The following is a 17,646-nucleotide window of genomic DNA, read 5'->3' as shown; positions in this document are numbered from 1 at the left end:
AAAAGAAGGTGCCTAAGTTGATCAAAGGTACATTCACTCGAAATCAAGCAGGCCAAATTAGTGAATTTACACTGACGGGTCATGCAGAAGCAGGTCCTTACGGTAGCGATATCGTCTGTTCCGCGGTTTCCGCATTAGCCATCAGCACAGTAAATAGCTTGGATGCACTAGCAGGTGTCATTCCGAATATCGAGACGAACGATGATGAAGGTGGTTATCTTCATGTAGCGTTGAAGCTAGATGATTCGATGACTCAAGAGCAGATGAATATCTCGCAAATTTTGCTAGAGCATTTATTATTAGGTTTGCAATCAATCGAAATCGACTATTTGGATTTCATTGAGATCCAAACAAAATCTAAATCATAGGAGGTGCAGCTCATGTTATTGAATATGAACTTACAATTATTCGCCCATAAAAAAGGTGGCGGTTCAACTTCTAACGGACGTGACTCAGAATCAAAACGTTTAGGTGCTAAACGTGCTGACGGTCAAACTGTTACTGGTGGATCAATTCTTTATCGCCAACGTGGTACTAAAATTTTCCCTGGTGTAAACGTAGGTATCGGTGGTGATGACACATTGTTTGCTAAAGTTGACGGCGTGGTACGTTTCGAACGTAAAGGTCGCGACAAAAAACAAGTGTCTGTATACCCAGTAGCTCAAGAAGCTTAATTACAACTAGCTCTATCCCTTGTCTATCAAGGGGTAGGGCTTTTTTTATTTGGGTAAATAGACACTTGATTACACTTTTGATTACACTAAGCTTAAAAATTGGCAAATTTTGCTAGTTTCGTTGCTGTTTCAGTCGTTACTTTTTTAGTGACGTGAGTATAGATATTCATAGTCATTTCAATAGAACTATGACCTAATCTAACTTGAGCTTCTTTCATGCTTGCTCCCGCTTCGAATAGCATAGAAGCATGAGTATGCCGCCAACCATGAGTACCAATATCAGGAAGGCCAGCAAACTTAGCAACTCTTTGAGACCGCATATAAATATTTTGGCGGTTTAAGTATTGGCCATTAAGATCGGGGAAGACTATTTCACAGTCTTTTACTCGATTTGAAAAGAGCAGTTCCTTTTCTTTTAATTGCCAACGTTTTAAAGTTCGTATCGTTTTATCATCTAGTGAGATGGTGCGGTAGGAGCTTTTTGTTTTAGGAGAAGATACAGCGAATCCATTTTTAGTTTGAGATAGATTTTTACTAACTGTTAAAGTCTTTTCTTCAAAATCTATATCTTTCCATGTCAAAGCCAAAGCTTCACCACCACGCAAACCACTAAAAGCTAATAGGCGGTAAAAGGTTTGATCAAACAAAGCAAAGAAGTAATAAAGCTTGTTCGCTTGATTCGTATTAAATACTCTATCCTCTAAAACCTTCATAACCTTTTGAACTTCCTCAACCGTATAAAACTTCACTTCTTTTTCTTTACGAGTCTTTTTAACTTTTGGCCGAATGACTTTATCAAACGGATTTAATTCAATTAGTCCAAGATTAATAGCGAAATCCATGATCTTAACAACGTATTGAAGGATTACTTTATAGACTTGCAGTTTGTCTGCCCATTCATTAACAGCTTGTTGAGCCATTTTAGGAGTAATCTGATTAAGTTTATAACTACCAAAAGTAGGTAAGACATGTAGAGTCACATAGCGTTCAGTTGCAATGCTAGTAGACTCCTTAACTGTTTTCTTATAACTATCAAACCAAAGTTCGTAGATCTCCTGAAACGTGTTTTCAGTAGTTTTTTTGTTGTACTCTCCATTATCAAATGCAGTTCGTAACTTTGTAGCTTCAAGTTTTGCTGCCTTTAGAGTAGGAAAGCCACGACGAGTAACACGAATCTTTTTCCCAGAAATATCCACTCCTAAATAAAGTGAATTGAACATCCATGCTTTAGATCCGTTTTTCTTTGTATATTGCTTAAAATATCCTGACATTGTTTTCTCCTATCTGACCTGGGGCAAGGTAGATAAGCGGAATAATGCATCTTATATCAAATATTGTTTATTGATCATTTCCTTCTTTTAATTTATTTATATGTGATGGTGGCAAATTATGCATATCCCTTTCTTTAAAAAATTCAAAATCTTTCAAGAATAATTTATCAAGTGATTCAGAAATCTTTCTTTTACCTTCAAGATAATCTTTGAAAATTTCTTCAGATCCTTTTTTGTTATCTTCTTTAAGGATTATATTGTCCATTTGAAGACTAATAATATTACATAACGTATCAACTGAATTTGATAATTCATTTGCTGTTTCAGGACCATGAAGTTGTAATATCGACTTAAAGGAATGAGCATAATTTCTTAATGAATTAGTATACAGGGTGGAAGATTCTTCATTAATAGCAATAGAATGCAATATCTCGAGAGAGGATTCAAAGGATGATTCAAGAGCAGATAAACTAGTAATATAGTTAAATTCATCCTTAGAAATATCATCTTTGTCTAAAGTACGACTCTCTAATTGCTTCCACAACTCTTTAGTACCTTCTGTAACTTGTGGAACTTGTAAATTAGTATTTCCAAGTAAATATCCAACAGAAACCTTGTAAAATCGTGCGAGTTCAAGCCAAATTTTTTCATCCCTGGGTTTTCGCTTGCCATTTTCGTAGAAAGAGAGCTGGCTTTCAGCAATTCCGACCTCATTAGCTACTTCTTTTAGAGATAATCCCCGTGCGGTTCTTAACTGTTTTAATCTATTCATCCATTACCTCTCCTTAGTTTACTTAGATGTAGAATAACACATATTGATAATTATATCACTTCGAAATTATCCATTTGATAATTTTTAGTTTGACTTATCAAATTGATAATAATATAATTAAATTATCAACTTGATAATCAAGCTTAGAAAGAAGGAATAATATGTTTGAAATTGATCCAGAGATGGCTGCAAAAATTCGTGAGCGTAGAGCAAGAAAACGTCTTACTCTTCAACAAGGGGCGGATGAGATAGGGATTTCTCGATTAACCTTAGGGAATATTGAAAGCGAAAAGAGAACTAGGGTGTACCGAACTGTTTATGAAAAGCTTGTTAACTGGCTAGTGAATGAAAAGGTGGTGAACTAAATGGCAGAGATACGAGTAAAGCTTGCAGATGAGCAAGAGCAAGACTTAAAAAAATACTTTTATGAGATCGCTCTTGATACGTTGCAGCAAGCGAAGAAAGATTTAGGGTTAGATCGGGATTTAGTTAATCGGTCAGAGATACAAAAATGGTTAGACATTAGCCCACAATTCTTAGATGAGCTAATGGGTTTAGGAATGCCGTACACATTAATTGGCAAAAAAAAATACTTCTTCAGCAAACAAGAAGTACGGAAATTTATTATTGATTTTAAAAGAAAATAAGCGACCTGGGGCAACGGTTGTAATCAAAAAGTGTAATCAATGTTGAAAATGGTATACAAAAGCTCATAGTTATTGGGTTTTATGAAGCTTCTTGAGCTACTAGCTGTATTGAAAGGTGGTGAATTACATGAAAGTTGGACAATTTGCAAAAGTATTGAGATCTAAGTTTTTACCTAAAGGAGAGTTTGTTGAGTTGATTATGGATTTTCCGAATGGTGTTTTTCTATGCAGAAGTTCGAAAGGCAATTTTATTGTTGTTGAACAAAACTTGGAATTAGTAGAGGAGTAAATAAGTATGATTGAGGGTAAAAAAAGAGCCTTGTGCGACAACACAAGACAGGCAAATTGCTTTGGAAGGCATTATTTGCTATTTCTTTTATTTTATCCTCTCAACGTTAGTAAATCAAGCGATAAAAGAAACGAGGAAGAATAATGAATGAATTTTTAGATGCAACAGAAACTTTTGTAAAAAATATTAATAATTCATTGATCGAGCGTGATCAGTGGATTGATTCTTTTGAAATACTACTAGATAAAATGATGGACTACCAAAGTAGCAATGAGGGATTAGATCGTGATTTTGGCCGTTTAATAAGCATGCAAGAAGTATTAATCAAGGCGATGAAGTATGCACAAGATATTGATGAGGATGCAGTGCTGGTGTACGAAAAGAGGAAATTAAAACCGTTTAGAGAAAAATTGAATGTTTTAGATGGTTTGGGGGCTTAGATGTGGCGAATCGTAGAATGATCAGTAATACAGTAGTTAGAACAGCTAGATTTTTAAGGATGCCACCAACTACTCAAAATCTATACTTCCACTTAGTTTTAAATACGGATGATGATGGCGTAGTAGAAGCATTTCCAGTAATGCGCCTTATTGGAGCTACTGAGGACGATTTGAAAATATTAGTTGAAAAAGTATTTGTCTATTTATTGAATGAAGATTTGGTAGTGTATATAAGCGATTGGAATGAGCAAAATACTATTAGATCGGATAGAAAAGTAGATAGTGTATACAAAAATCTTTTACTAAAAATAGTTCCTGATATTGAGTATAAAGAATCAACTAAAAAGAACGGTCAGTCAGTTGTCAGACAAATGTCTGACAAAAGTCAGCAAGATGACCGCCTAAGTAAAGATAAGTTAAGTAAAGACAAGTTAAGAGAAGGTAGTAGTAGTAACGTAGGTATTCAAAACGTAGATATAGGAAATGAAGATATAAGAAACGTAGATATACAATTCGTAGATAACAGTAGTAGTAAGGAAGAATCTTTAAAAACAGTTTTTACCTTTTGGGAACAAAATGGTTTTGGGACAATTTCGCCACTCATAATTGAACATTTTACAAAATGGGTAGAAGACTTTAAAGAAATAGGTGCTACTACTACGGCTGCTATTGAGTTAATTGTTCATTCTTTAGTTATTTGCGTAGAACGTGGTAAACGTAATTATGGCTATGCTAAAGCTATCCTAACTAATTGGGAAAATCAAAGATATCTAACAGTGGATCAAGTTAAAGCAGAGGATAAAAAGAACTCATCTTCTAACAACAAACGTCAATGGCCGGATTACAGTATCGGTAACAAGTTAGAAAATACTGGTTCTTCTGAATATGACAATTTAGGGTGGTGAGTAGATGGATTTACTGAGTGGATTATCTAAGGAAGTAGTGGAAAACATCATGGAGCATTCAAAAGGAATCCTTGAAATTGATGAATATTGTGAGAAACATCCACGCTATAAAAAAATGATGCTTCCCGATGGTCGGGTTATCTGTCCTGTTTGTTATAAAGACGGGCGAGACGGGCTAGTTTCTAAAGAAAACAGTGAAGCCTATTATGCTGACAGCGTTGAAGGCAGAAGAAAATATCTTTATAAAAATAGCGTAGTATCAAATAAATCAGTATTGGACAAAGGTTTTAAAACATTTTTCACTAAAACTGATAATGAGAAAAGCATTCGACAAGAAGCAACTCTATTGATTGAACCATTAGCTAGTGGAGAAGCTATGACAGTGTACTTGCAAGGTGCACCAGGAACTGGTAAGTCGCATTTAGCTAGTAGCATGATTAAAAATATCAATGCTTTAGCAAATGGAAAGAAATGCTTGTTTATGAACTTCCCAACGTTGCAGCAAAGAATCAGAGCAAGCTATAGCAATCAGATGAGTAATGACAGTGAAGGAAAGTTTATTGATCAAATGACTCAAGCAGATATTTTAGTGTTGGATGATATAGCGAGCGAAATAAATCCTTTATCCATTCAAGGACAAGTATCAGATTTTTCTGCAAGAATATTATATGCCGTAATGGATGCTAGAGCAGAGAGTAAACCGACAATTATTACAAGCAACATTCCTTGGAGAGAATTAGAAAACTTATTAGATCCTAGGGTCTATTCAAGGATGAGCCATAAAATCAAGGTAATTACTTTTTCAGGAATTAGAGATAAAAGGAAAGGAGCAATTGGATGAGTCAATTATCAGCCATTGAAAGTGATGTATTAGATGTTATTCCAGTGGGTAGCGGTCAAAAGATCGCTATCCGAGATGTTGGCCAATTAGTTGGACTTGATGAACGTACCATTTATGAAGTGATCAATAGCCTACGAAAAAAAGGCGTTCCAGTTTGCGCTAAGCGAAGTGGTGAAGATAGAGGGTACTTTATTGCTGAGACAGAACAAGAGCGCATAGAAGGCCTATCAGCTTACAAGGCACAAGTAAAAGACATGACCAAGTTAATTGATCAAATTGAATCAGCAGATTTAAATAATTGGCATGAAGGATTAAAAATATCGGAACATAAGGGAGCTTAGCACGTTGGAGAACAAGGATCCACTGATTAAAATCATTGATGGTTATCAGTCACTAGAAATTATTCCACCACAGTATGGACAAGTGATTTTAACCTTTCATGATGGTAAAATTAAGTTAGTAGAAGAATGTAAAAAAACACAAGTTTAATCATTATCCTACCTGAAAACAGGCGGATATAAATACTTACCAGTGAGATTTTGGGTAGGTGTTTGTATCCGTCTTTTATTTTGTATATGGGGTGAGCTTACGGTATGGATCTAACAAGGCCTTTAGACGAAAAGCAGACGAAAAGCAACACTCGAAAAATTTTACGAATGTATCGGCAACTTGAGAGGCAAGCGGGGAAAAGAATCACTTTAGCTGGCCAAAAAATTGATGATACGCCCAAAGGCCAATTTCAGCCCGATAGATTAGAGAACAAAATTATCAGGCGATTGGATGCAGAACGGGAATGTCTAGAAATACTTGAAGCGGTAGAACGGTTAGAAGATCGCGAAAAGAAAATCATCCAGCTCACTTACTTATTAGCGACACAATGCACTAATTATAAAATAGGGCAGGAATTACAGTATAGTGAACGGTCTATCGAACGACTAAAGAGTGAGGCATTAATTCAATTTGCTTATGCTTATAAAAATGGTGAATTACTTGTGTGGAAATAATTAATTAGCTGTCCAGTACGCCTGATAAAGAACGTCAGTTCGTATTTTGATATTTGTGTAAATGTATAAGCGGAAAAGCTAAAACGCCTTAGAACTAAAAATAAGGGGCAATAAGAGCAAGGGTACTGAAAGGAAGTGAGCAGATGACAGCAAAAGAAAAGCACAAGCCTAAACGTGGTGCGCCTTATGGAAACAAAAATGCTTTAGGGAATAATGGTGGCGCTCCGTTTGGTAATCTAAATGCTGAAAAGCATGGATTTAATACCAACTTACTTTATAGGCTTAGGTTGCAATATTTTATTGATCAAAGTGATATTGAAACCTTTAACCGTAGTAGGTTACGAGAGGTTGCAAAACAACTCAAATAGTAGGTACAGAAAATATAGTAAAATGTAGTATTAAATCTCATATCAATAGGAACTAAGAACCTTACTAAACCTTACCTTAAAAGGTATGCTGGCGGCATTTAAATATAGGTCAAAAAACCTACTACTAAATCTTATATTATCCAAAATTAGCATGTTGAAAAATGTTGAAATTAAAATGGTATAACTTGTCAAAACTTGTCAAAACCTGTCATTAAATCCTATATTTATGGGGTCTATTCGACCTTTTAAAAAAGCACATAGAAAACTGAATACAAAAAAATAATTGAAAGAAGGAAATAATAATGGCAGCGAAAAATCCAAAAATCAAAGAAGACTTAAAAAAAGTAATTGAAAAAATCGGTACTGAATTTGATCCAGAGAACTTAGATCAGTATGTGGATGATGTGTTAAAGGTGTTTGATGAGGATCCAAACATGGATGAAGTAAAAAAAGGCTTAGGACTAAAAAAAGAGGAGGATAAAAAATAATGAACTATGAAATCACAAAAGAATTACTAGCAGAGCAACAAGCACGGTTTAAAGATATTGATGATCAATTAGCGTTATTAAATACCACTATTCAAGAATTAGAGAATGAGCAGTCGGATGTAAAAGGGAAGTCTTTCTTTGTTGGCAAGGCTAAGAAGTTAGCTGAAATCAATGGAGAGTTAGAAGAAGCTGGTAAAGAGAAAAAATCTTTACTAAGGCAGCGCAATGAGCTTCTGCTAAACAATAATGATGTAAGCGGCTGGGTTGATAAGATGGCCGAACCTGGCGAAGAGCTATTTAAGAAAGAAGTCTTGACTGAAGTTGAAAAGCACGTTGCAGCAATCAATGAACTTATTAAAAAAGGTTCTGATTTAGACAGCCAATTTTCTCAAGAAATTCGTTCGGATATTTCTACCTTGATGCCTTACATTGATGACAATGCTAAAAAGCAATTAAATGGTGCGATCACCTATAAAAGATTTAACAACGGTGTTACCCATGCGATCCACCAGCTTGATGATAGAGCTTTACACGGGTGGTCATAAACAATCATTAAAAAAATAATTTTATGGTCAGTCTGTAAAGGCTGGCTTTTTTGGTATACTGATATCGAGGTGAGTTTGATGGTAAATTATTTTTTAAAGCATCCTAGTGATTTCGTTGGTTTAATTGGTAGCATTCTAACTGTTCTACTATCTGGATATATTTCAAATAAGGTTTCCAAAAGAAATATAGCAAGTGAACAAGCAAAAATAGATAAACAAATCACATCTGAAATTGAAAAATTACGTATTCAGTATGAATATAGTCAAAAGCTTAATAATTCAAACTTTCTTTATCGTTTCAAGTTAGAAAAACTTGCAGATCTTTATGAGTTAGTCGTCCAATATGCAAGAAACAATGCTCAAGTAAGTTTAGAAATAGAATCACTGCTGCGTAATACAAAAATTGATGATATTACTGATGAGCAAAAAAGTAGGTTTAAGGACTACCGCACACAGATTGAAGATGATTTTTTTAATAGAAATGTTATGAGAAAGATTACTATAAATATGGCTTATTTTCCTCGTATAAAGAAGCAGTGGGTGTATGCTTCTTCTTTAAAATTTAGGATAATTGATTTGTATATTGATCAAATACTTGGGCTACTTGAAATTACAGACCCAGTTAAATTTGATAAAAAAATTCCAGATAATTACACTATAGGACAATTTCTTGATGATATTCATCAGGTTAGTTATGAAACGCAAAGCATTTTAGATTCGATCGAAAATGAAGTTGGCAGATTGATGATGGAAATGGAAGTATAATTGAGGATTAAAAATTATCAAATATAAGACACATTCCGTGAACGTACGTTCTTTTTTTGTGGTATAATGTTGTCATAATCCTTATGATTATATCTGCTGAGAAGGTTTTGAGAACGCTTGTTTTCATGGCCTTCTTTTGGTTTAATTGACATAGCGGGTATGAGAAAGAGGAGATTATTATGGCAAAAAAAAAGACTACAACAAAAAGATTTGATTTCTTTTCTATTAATTATATTTTAAAGGAAAAAAAATCTTATGACTTAAAGCATCTAGATAATTATTTCCAATCAATTTATAAATCTTTACAAGAAGGGAAAGATGTAAAACCGATAGAGTGCTATAAGCAAGTCTTTGTAGGGATAAGCAAAGTAGAAAAAATTTATATAGATGAAGTTGTTAGAAATGATTATTACTGGGTAATTAATTTTTCTAAGGTGGATACTGAAAAGGAGTCTAGTGTAGCGAATGTGACTGCTGACATAAATAAAGGTCGGCAATACTACGCTTCCGGCGAAGATGAAGGTCCGGTTACAGATACTGTTGTCTTGTTAAATCCATTTAACTCTGTTGTTATCATCCCGACCAATAGAGACGGATTTGGAAAAAATTTATTACAAAAATTTTTATATAAAGCTACAAAAAAAAGAGGCGCTCAAATCTCAATAATTGTAGACGGATCATCATTGAATAAAGTCAATTTAATGGATAATCCCAAAGAAGTTGAGTTAAGAGTAGCTAAAATAGCAGATGTTAAAAGAATCAAAAATCCAAATACAACAGCCCAGAATGCCCAAAACCTTTTACTTGATGCCGAATCTGACAAAGTGTATATTAAACTGAATTCATCTACTGCATTTAATGGTAAGCTTAAGAAAATCATAGGTGGTTTACAAAAATTAGTTGGAAACGAAAAAATAGAAGCAAGCACATTGCGTGTAATTGGGGAGCATGATGATGAGCCTCAAATTATTGATCTTGTAAGTGAAAGAATAACTTTTCTAGATGAAAATATCATGTTAGATTCCCATGGTAAATTGACGGTCAATAATATGTTTAAATCGATTGAAAGAGCATATAAAGGCAGACGTAAAGAATTAGATTTATTTGAACAGACAATAAGGGCCATAGAGAGAAGAAATGAGTGATAGATGTGAGAAGAAATCTTGGTTATATTGTAGTAACTTTAGTAACCACTGTTTTTTGCTATTTCAAATTTGAGTTTTCTCCTAAAAGCTTCATAAATTATAAAGAGATAATGAGTTCCGGTTTATCTTTTGCTGCAATTGGGTCAGCAATTTTAATTTTAGGACTGTCATTCTTTCCTTTTTCTAAAGGGAAAGGACTTATTACTAGCGTTTATAATAAAATTCTAGAAAGTGTTGTTATGGGCACTATATTTTATTTTTTACAATCAGGTCTATCTTTAATGGGACTTTTTATCAATTCTACATCTAGTACTATGATATCTAAAGTATTTATGAATTTATGGATAGGAATTGGAATTACGTGCGTCATAATAACAATTAATATTCTAAAGATGATTTTAAAAGAAATAGCTTCTTCTTTAAAATAAAGATTAAGGAATGCATATATACTTAATACCGTGTTAAAGGCGAAAATAAAACCGCCCACAAAGTGAACGGCTGCCCCAGGTCAATTTGATTACACTTTTTGATTACAAAATTGATTACACTTAGTTTTATTCAGTTTAGTTCATTGGCTTAGAAAGCCTTTGAAATAGCGGGTCATTACACTTAGTAAATACAGCCTAAAGGTGCTGGGTTCTTTACCCAGTCGCTCAAGAAGCTTAAGAACTTCAAAGTCCTAATCCTGTTATCAGGGTTAGGGCTTTTTTTTCGCTTCTTTTTCTTTCTTACGGTACTATTTTATTAAGGAAAGAAGTTTGAGGTGTTTTTGTGGATAAAAAAGAACGGACAGTATTAATTTTTGGAAGAATCGCATCAGTCTTATCAGTGCTGATGTATGTTTCGTACATCCCGCAGATTATGAATAACTTGGCGGGAGACAAGGGAAATCCTATCCAACCAATGGTTGCGATGGTCAACTGTATCTTTTGGGTGATTTACGCGTCCATGCAGAAGAAAAAAGATTATCCAATTATAATCGCGAATGTGCCTGGTGTTTTTCTAGGGGCGATCACGTTTATTACAGCGATAATGTAGAAATTACAAAGATTTGTTGAGGAAGCATTTAAAGTAGAGATTCTGCTTTAGATGCTTTTTTGTTTTGTGATGAAATTAATTTCTGTTTCAAATGTTAGGCTAAATCCGAATTTTTTATTACTTATGCGCCATAAAAAAACTTACTTATTTTTATTTACCAAAAATATTTAAAACAGCGTGTTGTTTTGAATAAAGCTGGTATGAGTCTTTACCAAAAGTCCGTTGTTTTCCCCTGTATAAAAGGCTAGAATGGAGATTAAGAATATCAAATTTAAACAGGAGGATAGAATGAAAATTTTAGTTTTAGGTGCTGGGAAAGTTGGTAAAGCACTGACTCAGTATTTATCTGATGAGGATTATGATTATGATGTCGTCGTCATTGATTTACATGCGGAAAAAGTAGAGTCGATCGTCAACCAGTTCGATGTATTGGGTGTGGTAGGAGATGGTGCGACTTACGATATATTGATGGAAGCAGGAGTCAATGATGCAGATATCATCATCGCGGTTACGCAGTCAGATGAGTTGAATATTTTAGCTTGTTTGATGGCGAAAAAAATGGGTGCGAAAAATTCGATCGCCCGCGTTCGAAATCCTGAATATTTGAAACAGCGTTCCTTTATGCGGGATCAATTAGGATTATCGATGATCATTAATCCAGAGTTGGAAGCGGCGAATGAGATTCGTCGTATTTTATTATTTCCTTCTGCGTTTAAAGTGGATACTTTTGTTGGCGGAAAAATCGAGCTGGCTGAATTTCGGCTTAAGGAGAACGCTAAGCTGATTGGTGTTCCCTTGAATCGCTTAGACAAGGTATCTAAAACGAATGTTTTGATTTGTGCGGTACGGCGTAAAGGGGAACTGATTATTCCCGATGGTAATTTTGTTCTTGAACAAGGGGATCGCATTCACGTTATGGGTCAGCATCGTGACTTAGTTCGTTTTTGTCAAAATATTAATTTATTTGAGCAAAAGACCAAACGGATCATCATTGTTGGTGGTGGACGGATCGCATATTATTTGGCTCGTCAATTAAGCGAACACGGAATCCAAGTCAAGATTATTGAAAATAATCCAAAGCGCTGTTTGGATTTATCGATCATGCTTCCTGATGCAACAATCATTGAATCGGACGGCAGCGATGAAGAGGTTTTAATTGAAGAAGGTATTGAGTCGGTGGATGCGTTTCTTGCATTAACAGGACTTGATGAAGAGAACATCGTAATCTCTCTTTACGCTAAACAAATGAAAGCCAAAAAGACAGTAGCCAAAGTGACCCGGACGAATTTCATGAATGTCTTAGATCAATTGGATATTGATAGTGTCATTTCGCCTAAAAATATTATCGCGACTCACATTTTGCGATACGTACGGGCGAAAAATAATAAGGATGACGATAGCAGTGTTAAGACACTACATCATTTGTTCAATGACGAGGTGGATGCAATGGAATTTGTGGTCACACCGCAAACCTGCTTTTTAAATAAAAAAGTATCTGAACTGAAATTGAAGAATAATGTCTTGATTGCGGCAATTTCTAGAGAAAGAGGATTTGTCATTCCAAAAGGGGATACAGAGATTCGTCTAAAAGATCATCTCGTGATTATTACGACGGATCGGAAAATTTGTAGTTTGAATGATCTGGTAAGGAGATAGCGGGGAATCACTATGAATAAGAAAATGATTTTGTTTACTCTAGGCAAGCTGTTGAAGGTAGAGGCTGTTTTGCTATTGCTGCCACTACTTGTTTCGCTGATTTATCGCGAAAAAATAGCCATCGTTTATGCTGCTGTCTCGGCACTAGTTTTTATTGTCGGGCTTTTATTGAGTTGGAAAAAACCGAAGAATCGTAATATTTATGCCAAGGAAGGTTTTTTTATTGTTGGTGTCAGCTGGTGTTTGCTATCGTTTTTTGGGGCACTGCCGTTTGTTTTTTCAGGAGAAATTCCTTCATTTACGGATGCCTTTTTTGAAACAGTTTCTGGATTTACCACGACGGGTTCCTCGATCTTATCCACACTGAGTAATATTAGTCAGGCGAGTTTATTTTGGCGGAGTTTTACTCACTGGGTCGGCGGTATGGGTATTTTAGTTTTCACCGTTGCTTTTATTCCAATCGCCTCTGGTCGGACGATGCACATTTTGAAGGCAGAGATGCCTGGTCCAGTGATCGGGAAGTTAGTATCCAAAGTTCGAGTAACTGCGCGAATTTTGTATGTAATTTATACTGTCTTGACGTTGATTCAGATTGTTTTATTAGCGCTAGGCGGGATGCCGATTTTTGACAGCGTTTTGAATTCCTTTGCGACAGCTGGAACCGGCGGTTTCGCGATGAGCGATAGCGGGATTGCCGGATATAACAGCGCCTATATTGATGGTGTGATTACTGTCTTTATGATTCTATTTGGTATCAATTTCAATTTGATCTATTTCTTCTTAATCGGAAAAATCGCTCCCGTATTAAAGAGTGAGGAACTGCGCGGGTATTTAGGGATTATCGCGGTATCGACGATATTGATCACGATCAATATCTCGACGCAGTATTCTTCCTATTTGAAAGCTTTTCGCTATGCAGTATTCCAAGTGGCCTCTATTATCACAACAACCGGGTTTACGACCACCAATTATGATCTATGGCCTATGTTTTCTCAAGTGATTCTGCTGCTATTAATGTTTATCGGCGCGTGTGCGGGATCAACGGGTGGCGGGATTAAGGTATCGCGCATCCAAATGCTGACCAAACACGCGATTCAAGAAATGAAAAGAATCGTTCATTCCCGCAGTGTTACGACTTTGAATTTCGAAGGCGAAGCCATCGCACCTAAAACGATTGGAAATATCCATTCGTACCTGGTGCTCTATCTTCTAGTGTTTGCCGGCTCGTTAATGATTCTTTCGTTAGAGAATATCGATTTTCAAACAACTTTTTCTGCTGTAGCAACGTGCATCAATAATGTTGGCCCAGGTTTTAAAGCGATAGGTCCAACTGGGAATTTCGGCTTTTTATCGGATCTTTCTAAATGGACATTGTCATTTGCGATGTTGGCGGGAAGATTGGAGATATTCCCGATTCTGCTGCTTTTTTCAAAATCATTTTGGAAGAGTTAATGAACGAAACGTTAGAAAAAAATCTTATTCCAGGTTTTGGGATAAGATTTTTTTATTACAATTTGTCTTACATCAAAAAAGTTAAGGTTTCTTTTGGCGAAAATAAATACTATACTTTGGTTGACAGATTTCCAGAAAAAATAATTATTTTTTTCAATCAGAATAAGAACCGCAGTTATCTTCTCTATATAATAGAAGGAACATGATTCGAGTAAATGGATAAGGGATAGAAAGTACTAAGAAATTATAAAAAATGTTAAAGTTATTAAAAGAGCGAGTGGAGAAATTCCCTAAAATTTTCATTTTTAAAAAATATAGTGTATTATTTTACAGCGAAATATTTGACATTTTAATGAAAACTATAGATGATTAATACTATAGATACACTAAAAAAAGTAGGTGACTGAATGGAACGACGGATTGACCGCATTTATCGCTTTGTTTCGGAAAATGCAAATGTAACGACAAAAGATGTAGCGGATTCATTGGATATTCAACGGACAAATGCCAGTAAAGATTTGAATCTCCTTGTTAAGGATGGCCAGTTAAGAAAAAGTGATGGAAGGCCTGTTCGCTATTTTGTTTCGACCCAATCAGTGGAAACGTCGTTTGACACAGAAGCCCCTCGAGCACAGGCAGCAGTTGTGGAACCGCCGGAGAAAAAAATCTTAAGTCAGAATACAGGAAATGTTTTTACTCAAATTATTGGTTCTACTGGAAGTATGCGTAATGCTGTTGAACAAGCCAAAGCAGCTATTTTGTATCCCCCGCGCGGATTGAATTGTTTGATCACAGGCCCAACAGGTTCTGGGAAAACGTTTTTCGCTCACGCGATGTTCCAATTCGCACAAACGGAAGGTGTTGTGGAAGCTGATCGCGAGTTGGTCGTTTTTAACTGTGCTGACTATGCGAATAATCCAGAACTATTGATGAGTCATTTATTTGGTTATGAGAAAGGTGCCTTTACTGGTGCAGATACAGAGAAGGATGGGCTAATCCAAAAAGCCGATGGCGGGATGCTATTTTTAGATGAAATTCACCGCTTACCACCAGAAGGTCAGGAAATGATTTTTTATTTCATGGATCACGGTACGTACAGTCGACTTGGAGAATCAGGAAAAAATCGTTTCGCGAATGTTCGAATTGTAGGAGCTACAACGGAAGATCCGCATTCAGCTTTACTGGATACCTTTGTTCGTCGTATCCCGATCAATATTCAAATGCCTGCTTTCAGCAGTCGACCAGCGGCTGAGCAGTTAGATTTGGTGCGGGTAATGGTTGCAATAGAGGCAAATCGGATTCAACGAAAGATTACTTTATCTGAGGACGTCGTAAAAGCTCTACTAGGCAGTGTTTCTTATGGAAATGTCGGACAGTTGAAATCCAATGTGCAGTTGATTTGCGCACGCGGGTTTATGAATCACATGATGCAAGAAGAGATCCATATTACGTTGAATGACCTAACAGAAGGGATTCAAGCGGGGTTGGTTCAGCTTTCTGCTGATCGGATCAAGACAACTGATATCTCACCGTATCTTGAACCGGAAATGGTAGTCACTCCAAATGAGATCGACGAGTTAATTAAAACGGATACGTATGAGCTGCCGTATAATTTGTATGATATCATCGGAGACAAAGCGGCCTTGTTAAAAACGGAAGGCTTAGATCAAGAAACCATTAATCATTTTATTTCTACTGATATTAATGTTCATTTGAAATCATTTTATAAAGACCATGGATTTACCTTTGATACTGAGACTCGCTTGACCGAGTTTGTCGATAAACGAGTAATCGACATCAGTAACAAAATCGCTGTGTTAGTTGGCGAACGATTAGAGACACATTTCCAACAAAACTTTATTTATGCTATGAGCCTTCATATTTCTTCATTCTTGAAGAAAATACATGTGGGAGAAACGCGTGAAACCAACGATAATATTCGTGAGATGGCCAAAGATTATCCTACCGAGTTTGCGGTAGCTCGTGAAATCCGCTGTCTGGTCGAAAAAGAGTTCCAAGTAGTCATTCCAGATAGTGAAGATTACTATTTAACCGTCTTGCTAGTTTCCCTGCGAGAGGATCAGTCCTCTGGTAAAATCGGTGTGGTCGTAGCAGCACATGGAAATAGTACGGCAACTTCTATGGCTCAAGTCGTTCGCGAGTTGCTAGATGTTTCAAATATCATTGCGGTGGATATGCCATTAGACATGCATCCGCGTGTTGCTTATGAGAAGATGCGTGAGGCCGTGACACAGATCGATGAAAGCAGCGGTGTATTGATCATGGTGGACATGGGCTCCTTGGCTACTTTTAATGAAGAAATTCGAAAAGACACAGGAATCGATGTTTGTACTTTAGATATGGTCACAACGCCATTACTGATTGAAGCGGCTCGAAAATCGAGTGTTCTAGGATCAGGTGTGGATGAATTGTATGAATCATTACAGGGGTTCCGCGGATATGGACATGTGAATCAAGAAGTGAATGAGCCGCAAGAGAAGCAGGCGATTCTAGCCATTTGTGCTTCTGGTGAAGGGACTGCCCAAAGACTGAAAGAAATTATTGAGCGTCCATTGAAACAACGAAACTTGAAACATATTGAAGTGTTGACATTAGCCGTTGCAGATATTAAATCGAAGGTTCCTGTCTTCAAGGAAGAGTATAAAATTTTGGCAACGACTGGTATTATGGACCCCAAGGTAGGAGCACCCTATATTCCGATGGAGAAATTTATCAATCAAAAGGCCGATCAAATTTTGGATGAGTTATTGCTTGAGAATGATTTATCTGAACAAGAAGAGGTTGTTTTAGACGCGGGTAAAGCGCGAGAGCTATGTATTACTTTTATGGAGGAAAGTTTTACATTCATCAATCCTAATAAATTGATCGATCCGTTGTGGCGTTTGGCTAAAACTGTAATTAAGAGTGAAGGTCATTCCTCTGACTATGCATTAATGGTGAATTTTGTGATGCACATGGCCGGAACGATTGAACGTGGCATTTTGCAGCAACCATTGAAAATTGACGATGAGTCAAAACGAATCTATCAAAATGTGACCGATAATGTAGTGATGAATCGTGGCCTAAACGAGTTGGAAAGCCAGTTGCGAATCACCATTCCGACATCAGAACGATACTATATATATCAATTGCTTAAGAATAACGAAGAAATTATTGTATAAATAATACACAAAAGAGGGATACAGTATACTGTATCCTTTTTGTGTATCGTTAAAAAAAGCGCTAGATTGGTAATTCCCAGTTAGTGTATTTTGGCACGGTACTTGCTTTATTATAAGTGAGTACCTGTGCGATACTGTACTCAAAAAATGTAGCACAAGTCTTT

Annotated in this window: 23 protein-coding genes; 21 read left to right on the top strand and 2 right to left on the bottom strand. The window is 36.1% G+C overall.

Annotation, left to right across the window (positions count from 1 at the left end):
- The first annotated feature begins 17 nt into the window (after window positions 1-17).
- Together PGP85_RS06620 and rpmA are read left to right on the top strand one after the other, a co-directional pair.
- The gene (locus tag PGP85_RS06620) at window positions 18-368 is read left to right on the top strand and encodes a ribosomal-processing cysteine protease Prp (protein WP_010740660.1); all 351 of its coding nucleotides are present in this window, start codon (window positions 18-20) and stop codon (window positions 366-368) included.
- A gap of 12 nt (window positions 369-380) precedes the next feature.
- Window positions 381-674 (top strand): 50S ribosomal protein L27, encoded by a 294-nt coding sequence (gene rpmA, locus PGP85_RS06615; protein ID WP_010745708.1) that lies wholly within the window; start codon window positions 381-383, stop codon window positions 672-674.
- Between the two features lie 92 nt (window positions 675-766).
- Here rpmA and PGP85_RS06610 read toward each other — a convergent pair whose 3' ends face one another.
- Both PGP85_RS06610 and PGP85_RS06605 read right to left on the bottom strand, forming a co-directional pair.
- On the bottom strand, window positions 767-1,945 hold the full coding sequence (locus PGP85_RS06610; RefSeq protein WP_270326666.1) for a tyrosine-type recombinase/integrase: 1,179 nt from the start codon (window positions 1,943-1,945) through the stop codon (window positions 767-769).
- A gap of 67 nt (window positions 1,946-2,012) precedes the next feature.
- Window positions 2,013-2,717, bottom strand: coding sequence for a helix-turn-helix domain-containing protein (locus PGP85_RS06605; protein ID WP_270326664.1), 705 nt, complete (start codon window positions 2,715-2,717; stop codon window positions 2,013-2,015).
- Between the two features lie 161 nt (window positions 2,718-2,878).
- On the opposite strand from PGP85_RS06605, the gene PGP85_RS06600 reads away from it, so the two are divergent.
- From PGP85_RS06600 to PGP85_RS06510, 19 genes are all read left to right on the top strand, one after another.
- Entirely contained in the window at window positions 2,879-3,082 is a 204-nt protein-coding gene (locus PGP85_RS06600; protein ID WP_270326662.1) for a helix-turn-helix transcriptional regulator, read from the top strand.
- Window positions 3,083-3,364 (top strand): hypothetical protein, encoded by a 282-nt coding sequence (locus tag PGP85_RS06595; RefSeq protein WP_270326660.1) that lies wholly within the window; start codon window positions 3,083-3,085, stop codon window positions 3,362-3,364. It abuts the gene before it with no gap.
- Between the two features lie 127 nt (window positions 3,365-3,491).
- The gene (locus PGP85_RS06590) at window positions 3,492-3,653 is read left to right on the top strand and encodes a hypothetical protein (protein ID WP_159721249.1); all 162 of its coding nucleotides are present in this window, start codon (window positions 3,492-3,494) and stop codon (window positions 3,651-3,653) included.
- Between the two features lie 143 nt (window positions 3,654-3,796).
- Window positions 3,797-4,093 carry a hypothetical protein gene (locus PGP85_RS06585; protein WP_270326658.1) on the top strand — a complete coding sequence of 99 codons (297 nt, stop codon included), beginning with the start codon at window positions 3,797-3,799 and terminating at the stop codon, window positions 4,091-4,093.
- Window positions 4,094-4,095: 2 nt separating this feature from the next.
- Window positions 4,096-4,998: a DnaD domain-containing protein gene (locus PGP85_RS06580; RefSeq protein WP_270326656.1), complete on the top strand. Its 903-nt coding sequence runs from the start codon at window positions 4,096-4,098 to the stop codon at window positions 4,996-4,998.
- Window positions 4,999-5,002: 4 nt separating this feature from the next.
- Complete coding sequence (locus PGP85_RS06575) at window positions 5,003-5,839, top strand: ATP-binding protein (RefSeq protein ID WP_270326654.1); 837 nt, start codon at window positions 5,003-5,005, stop codon at window positions 5,837-5,839.
- Complete coding sequence (locus PGP85_RS06570) at window positions 5,836-6,180, top strand: hypothetical protein (RefSeq protein ID WP_270326653.1); 345 nt, start codon at window positions 5,836-5,838, stop codon at window positions 6,178-6,180. The genes PGP85_RS06575 and PGP85_RS06570 overlap by 4 nt, the downstream gene beginning before the upstream one ends.
- A gap of 4 nt (window positions 6,181-6,184) precedes the next feature.
- The gene (locus PGP85_RS06565; RefSeq protein WP_270326651.1) at window positions 6,185-6,328 is read left to right on the top strand and encodes a hypothetical protein; all 144 of its coding nucleotides are present in this window, start codon (window positions 6,185-6,187) and stop codon (window positions 6,326-6,328) included.
- 104 nt (window positions 6,329-6,432) lie between these two features.
- Window positions 6,433-6,843, top strand: a complete 411-nt coding sequence (locus tag PGP85_RS06560; protein WP_270326650.1) for an ArpU family phage packaging/lysis transcriptional regulator — start codon at window positions 6,433-6,435, stop codon at window positions 6,841-6,843.
- Window positions 6,844-6,986: 143 nt separating this feature from the next.
- Entirely contained in the window at window positions 6,987-7,211 is a 225-nt protein-coding gene (locus tag PGP85_RS06555; RefSeq protein ID WP_270326648.1) for a hypothetical protein, read from the top strand.
- A 302-nt stretch (window positions 7,212-7,513) separates the two neighbouring features.
- Entirely contained in the window at window positions 7,514-7,699 is a 186-nt protein-coding gene (locus PGP85_RS06550) for a hypothetical protein (RefSeq protein ID WP_090404593.1), read from the top strand.
- Window positions 7,699-8,244: a hypothetical protein gene (locus tag PGP85_RS06545; protein ID WP_270326645.1), complete on the top strand. Its 546-nt coding sequence runs from the start codon at window positions 7,699-7,701 to the stop codon at window positions 8,242-8,244. The genes PGP85_RS06550 and PGP85_RS06545 overlap by 1 nt, the downstream gene beginning before the upstream one ends.
- 78 nt (window positions 8,245-8,322) lie before the next feature.
- Window positions 8,323-9,009: a hypothetical protein gene (locus tag PGP85_RS06540; RefSeq protein ID WP_258956414.1), complete on the top strand. Its 687-nt coding sequence runs from the start codon at window positions 8,323-8,325 to the stop codon at window positions 9,007-9,009.
- Window positions 9,010-9,188: 179 nt separating this feature from the next.
- Entirely contained in the window at window positions 9,189-10,154 is a 966-nt protein-coding gene (locus PGP85_RS06535) for a hypothetical protein (protein ID WP_270326637.1), read from the top strand.
- Window positions 10,151-10,582 (top strand): hypothetical protein, encoded by a 432-nt coding sequence (locus PGP85_RS06530; protein WP_270326636.1) that lies wholly within the window; start codon window positions 10,151-10,153, stop codon window positions 10,580-10,582. The genes PGP85_RS06535 and PGP85_RS06530 overlap by 4 nt, the downstream gene beginning before the upstream one ends.
- A gap of 343 nt (window positions 10,583-10,925) precedes the next feature.
- Window positions 10,926-11,192: a SemiSWEET family transporter gene (locus tag PGP85_RS06525; protein WP_090404605.1), complete on the top strand. Its 267-nt coding sequence runs from the start codon at window positions 10,926-10,928 to the stop codon at window positions 11,190-11,192.
- A 249-nt stretch (window positions 11,193-11,441) separates the two neighbouring features.
- Window positions 11,442-12,848: a Trk system potassium transporter TrkA gene (gene trkA / locus PGP85_RS06520; protein WP_143068146.1), complete on the top strand. Its 1,407-nt coding sequence runs from the start codon at window positions 11,442-11,444 to the stop codon at window positions 12,846-12,848.
- A 12-nt stretch (window positions 12,849-12,860) separates the two neighbouring features.
- A complete protein-coding gene (locus tag PGP85_RS06515) occupies window positions 12,861-14,300 on the top strand; it encodes a TrkH family potassium uptake protein (RefSeq protein ID WP_270326631.1) in 1,440 nt (479 codons plus the stop codon).
- 407 nt (window positions 14,301-14,707) lie between these two features.
- Window positions 14,708-17,482 carry a sigma-54-dependent transcriptional regulator gene (locus tag PGP85_RS06510; protein WP_270326629.1) on the top strand — a complete coding sequence of 925 codons (2,775 nt, stop codon included), beginning with the start codon at window positions 14,708-14,710 and terminating at the stop codon, window positions 17,480-17,482.
- Window positions 17,483-17,646 lie beyond the last annotated feature (164 nt).

Source organism: Enterococcus malodoratus (assembly GCF_027659535.1).
GTDB lineage: Bacteria > Bacillota > Bacilli > Lactobacillales > Enterococcaceae > Enterococcus_A > Enterococcus_A malodoratus.
Note: the sequence above shows the minus strand (reverse complement) of the source record. Positions and strands in the feature narration are given on the sequence as shown.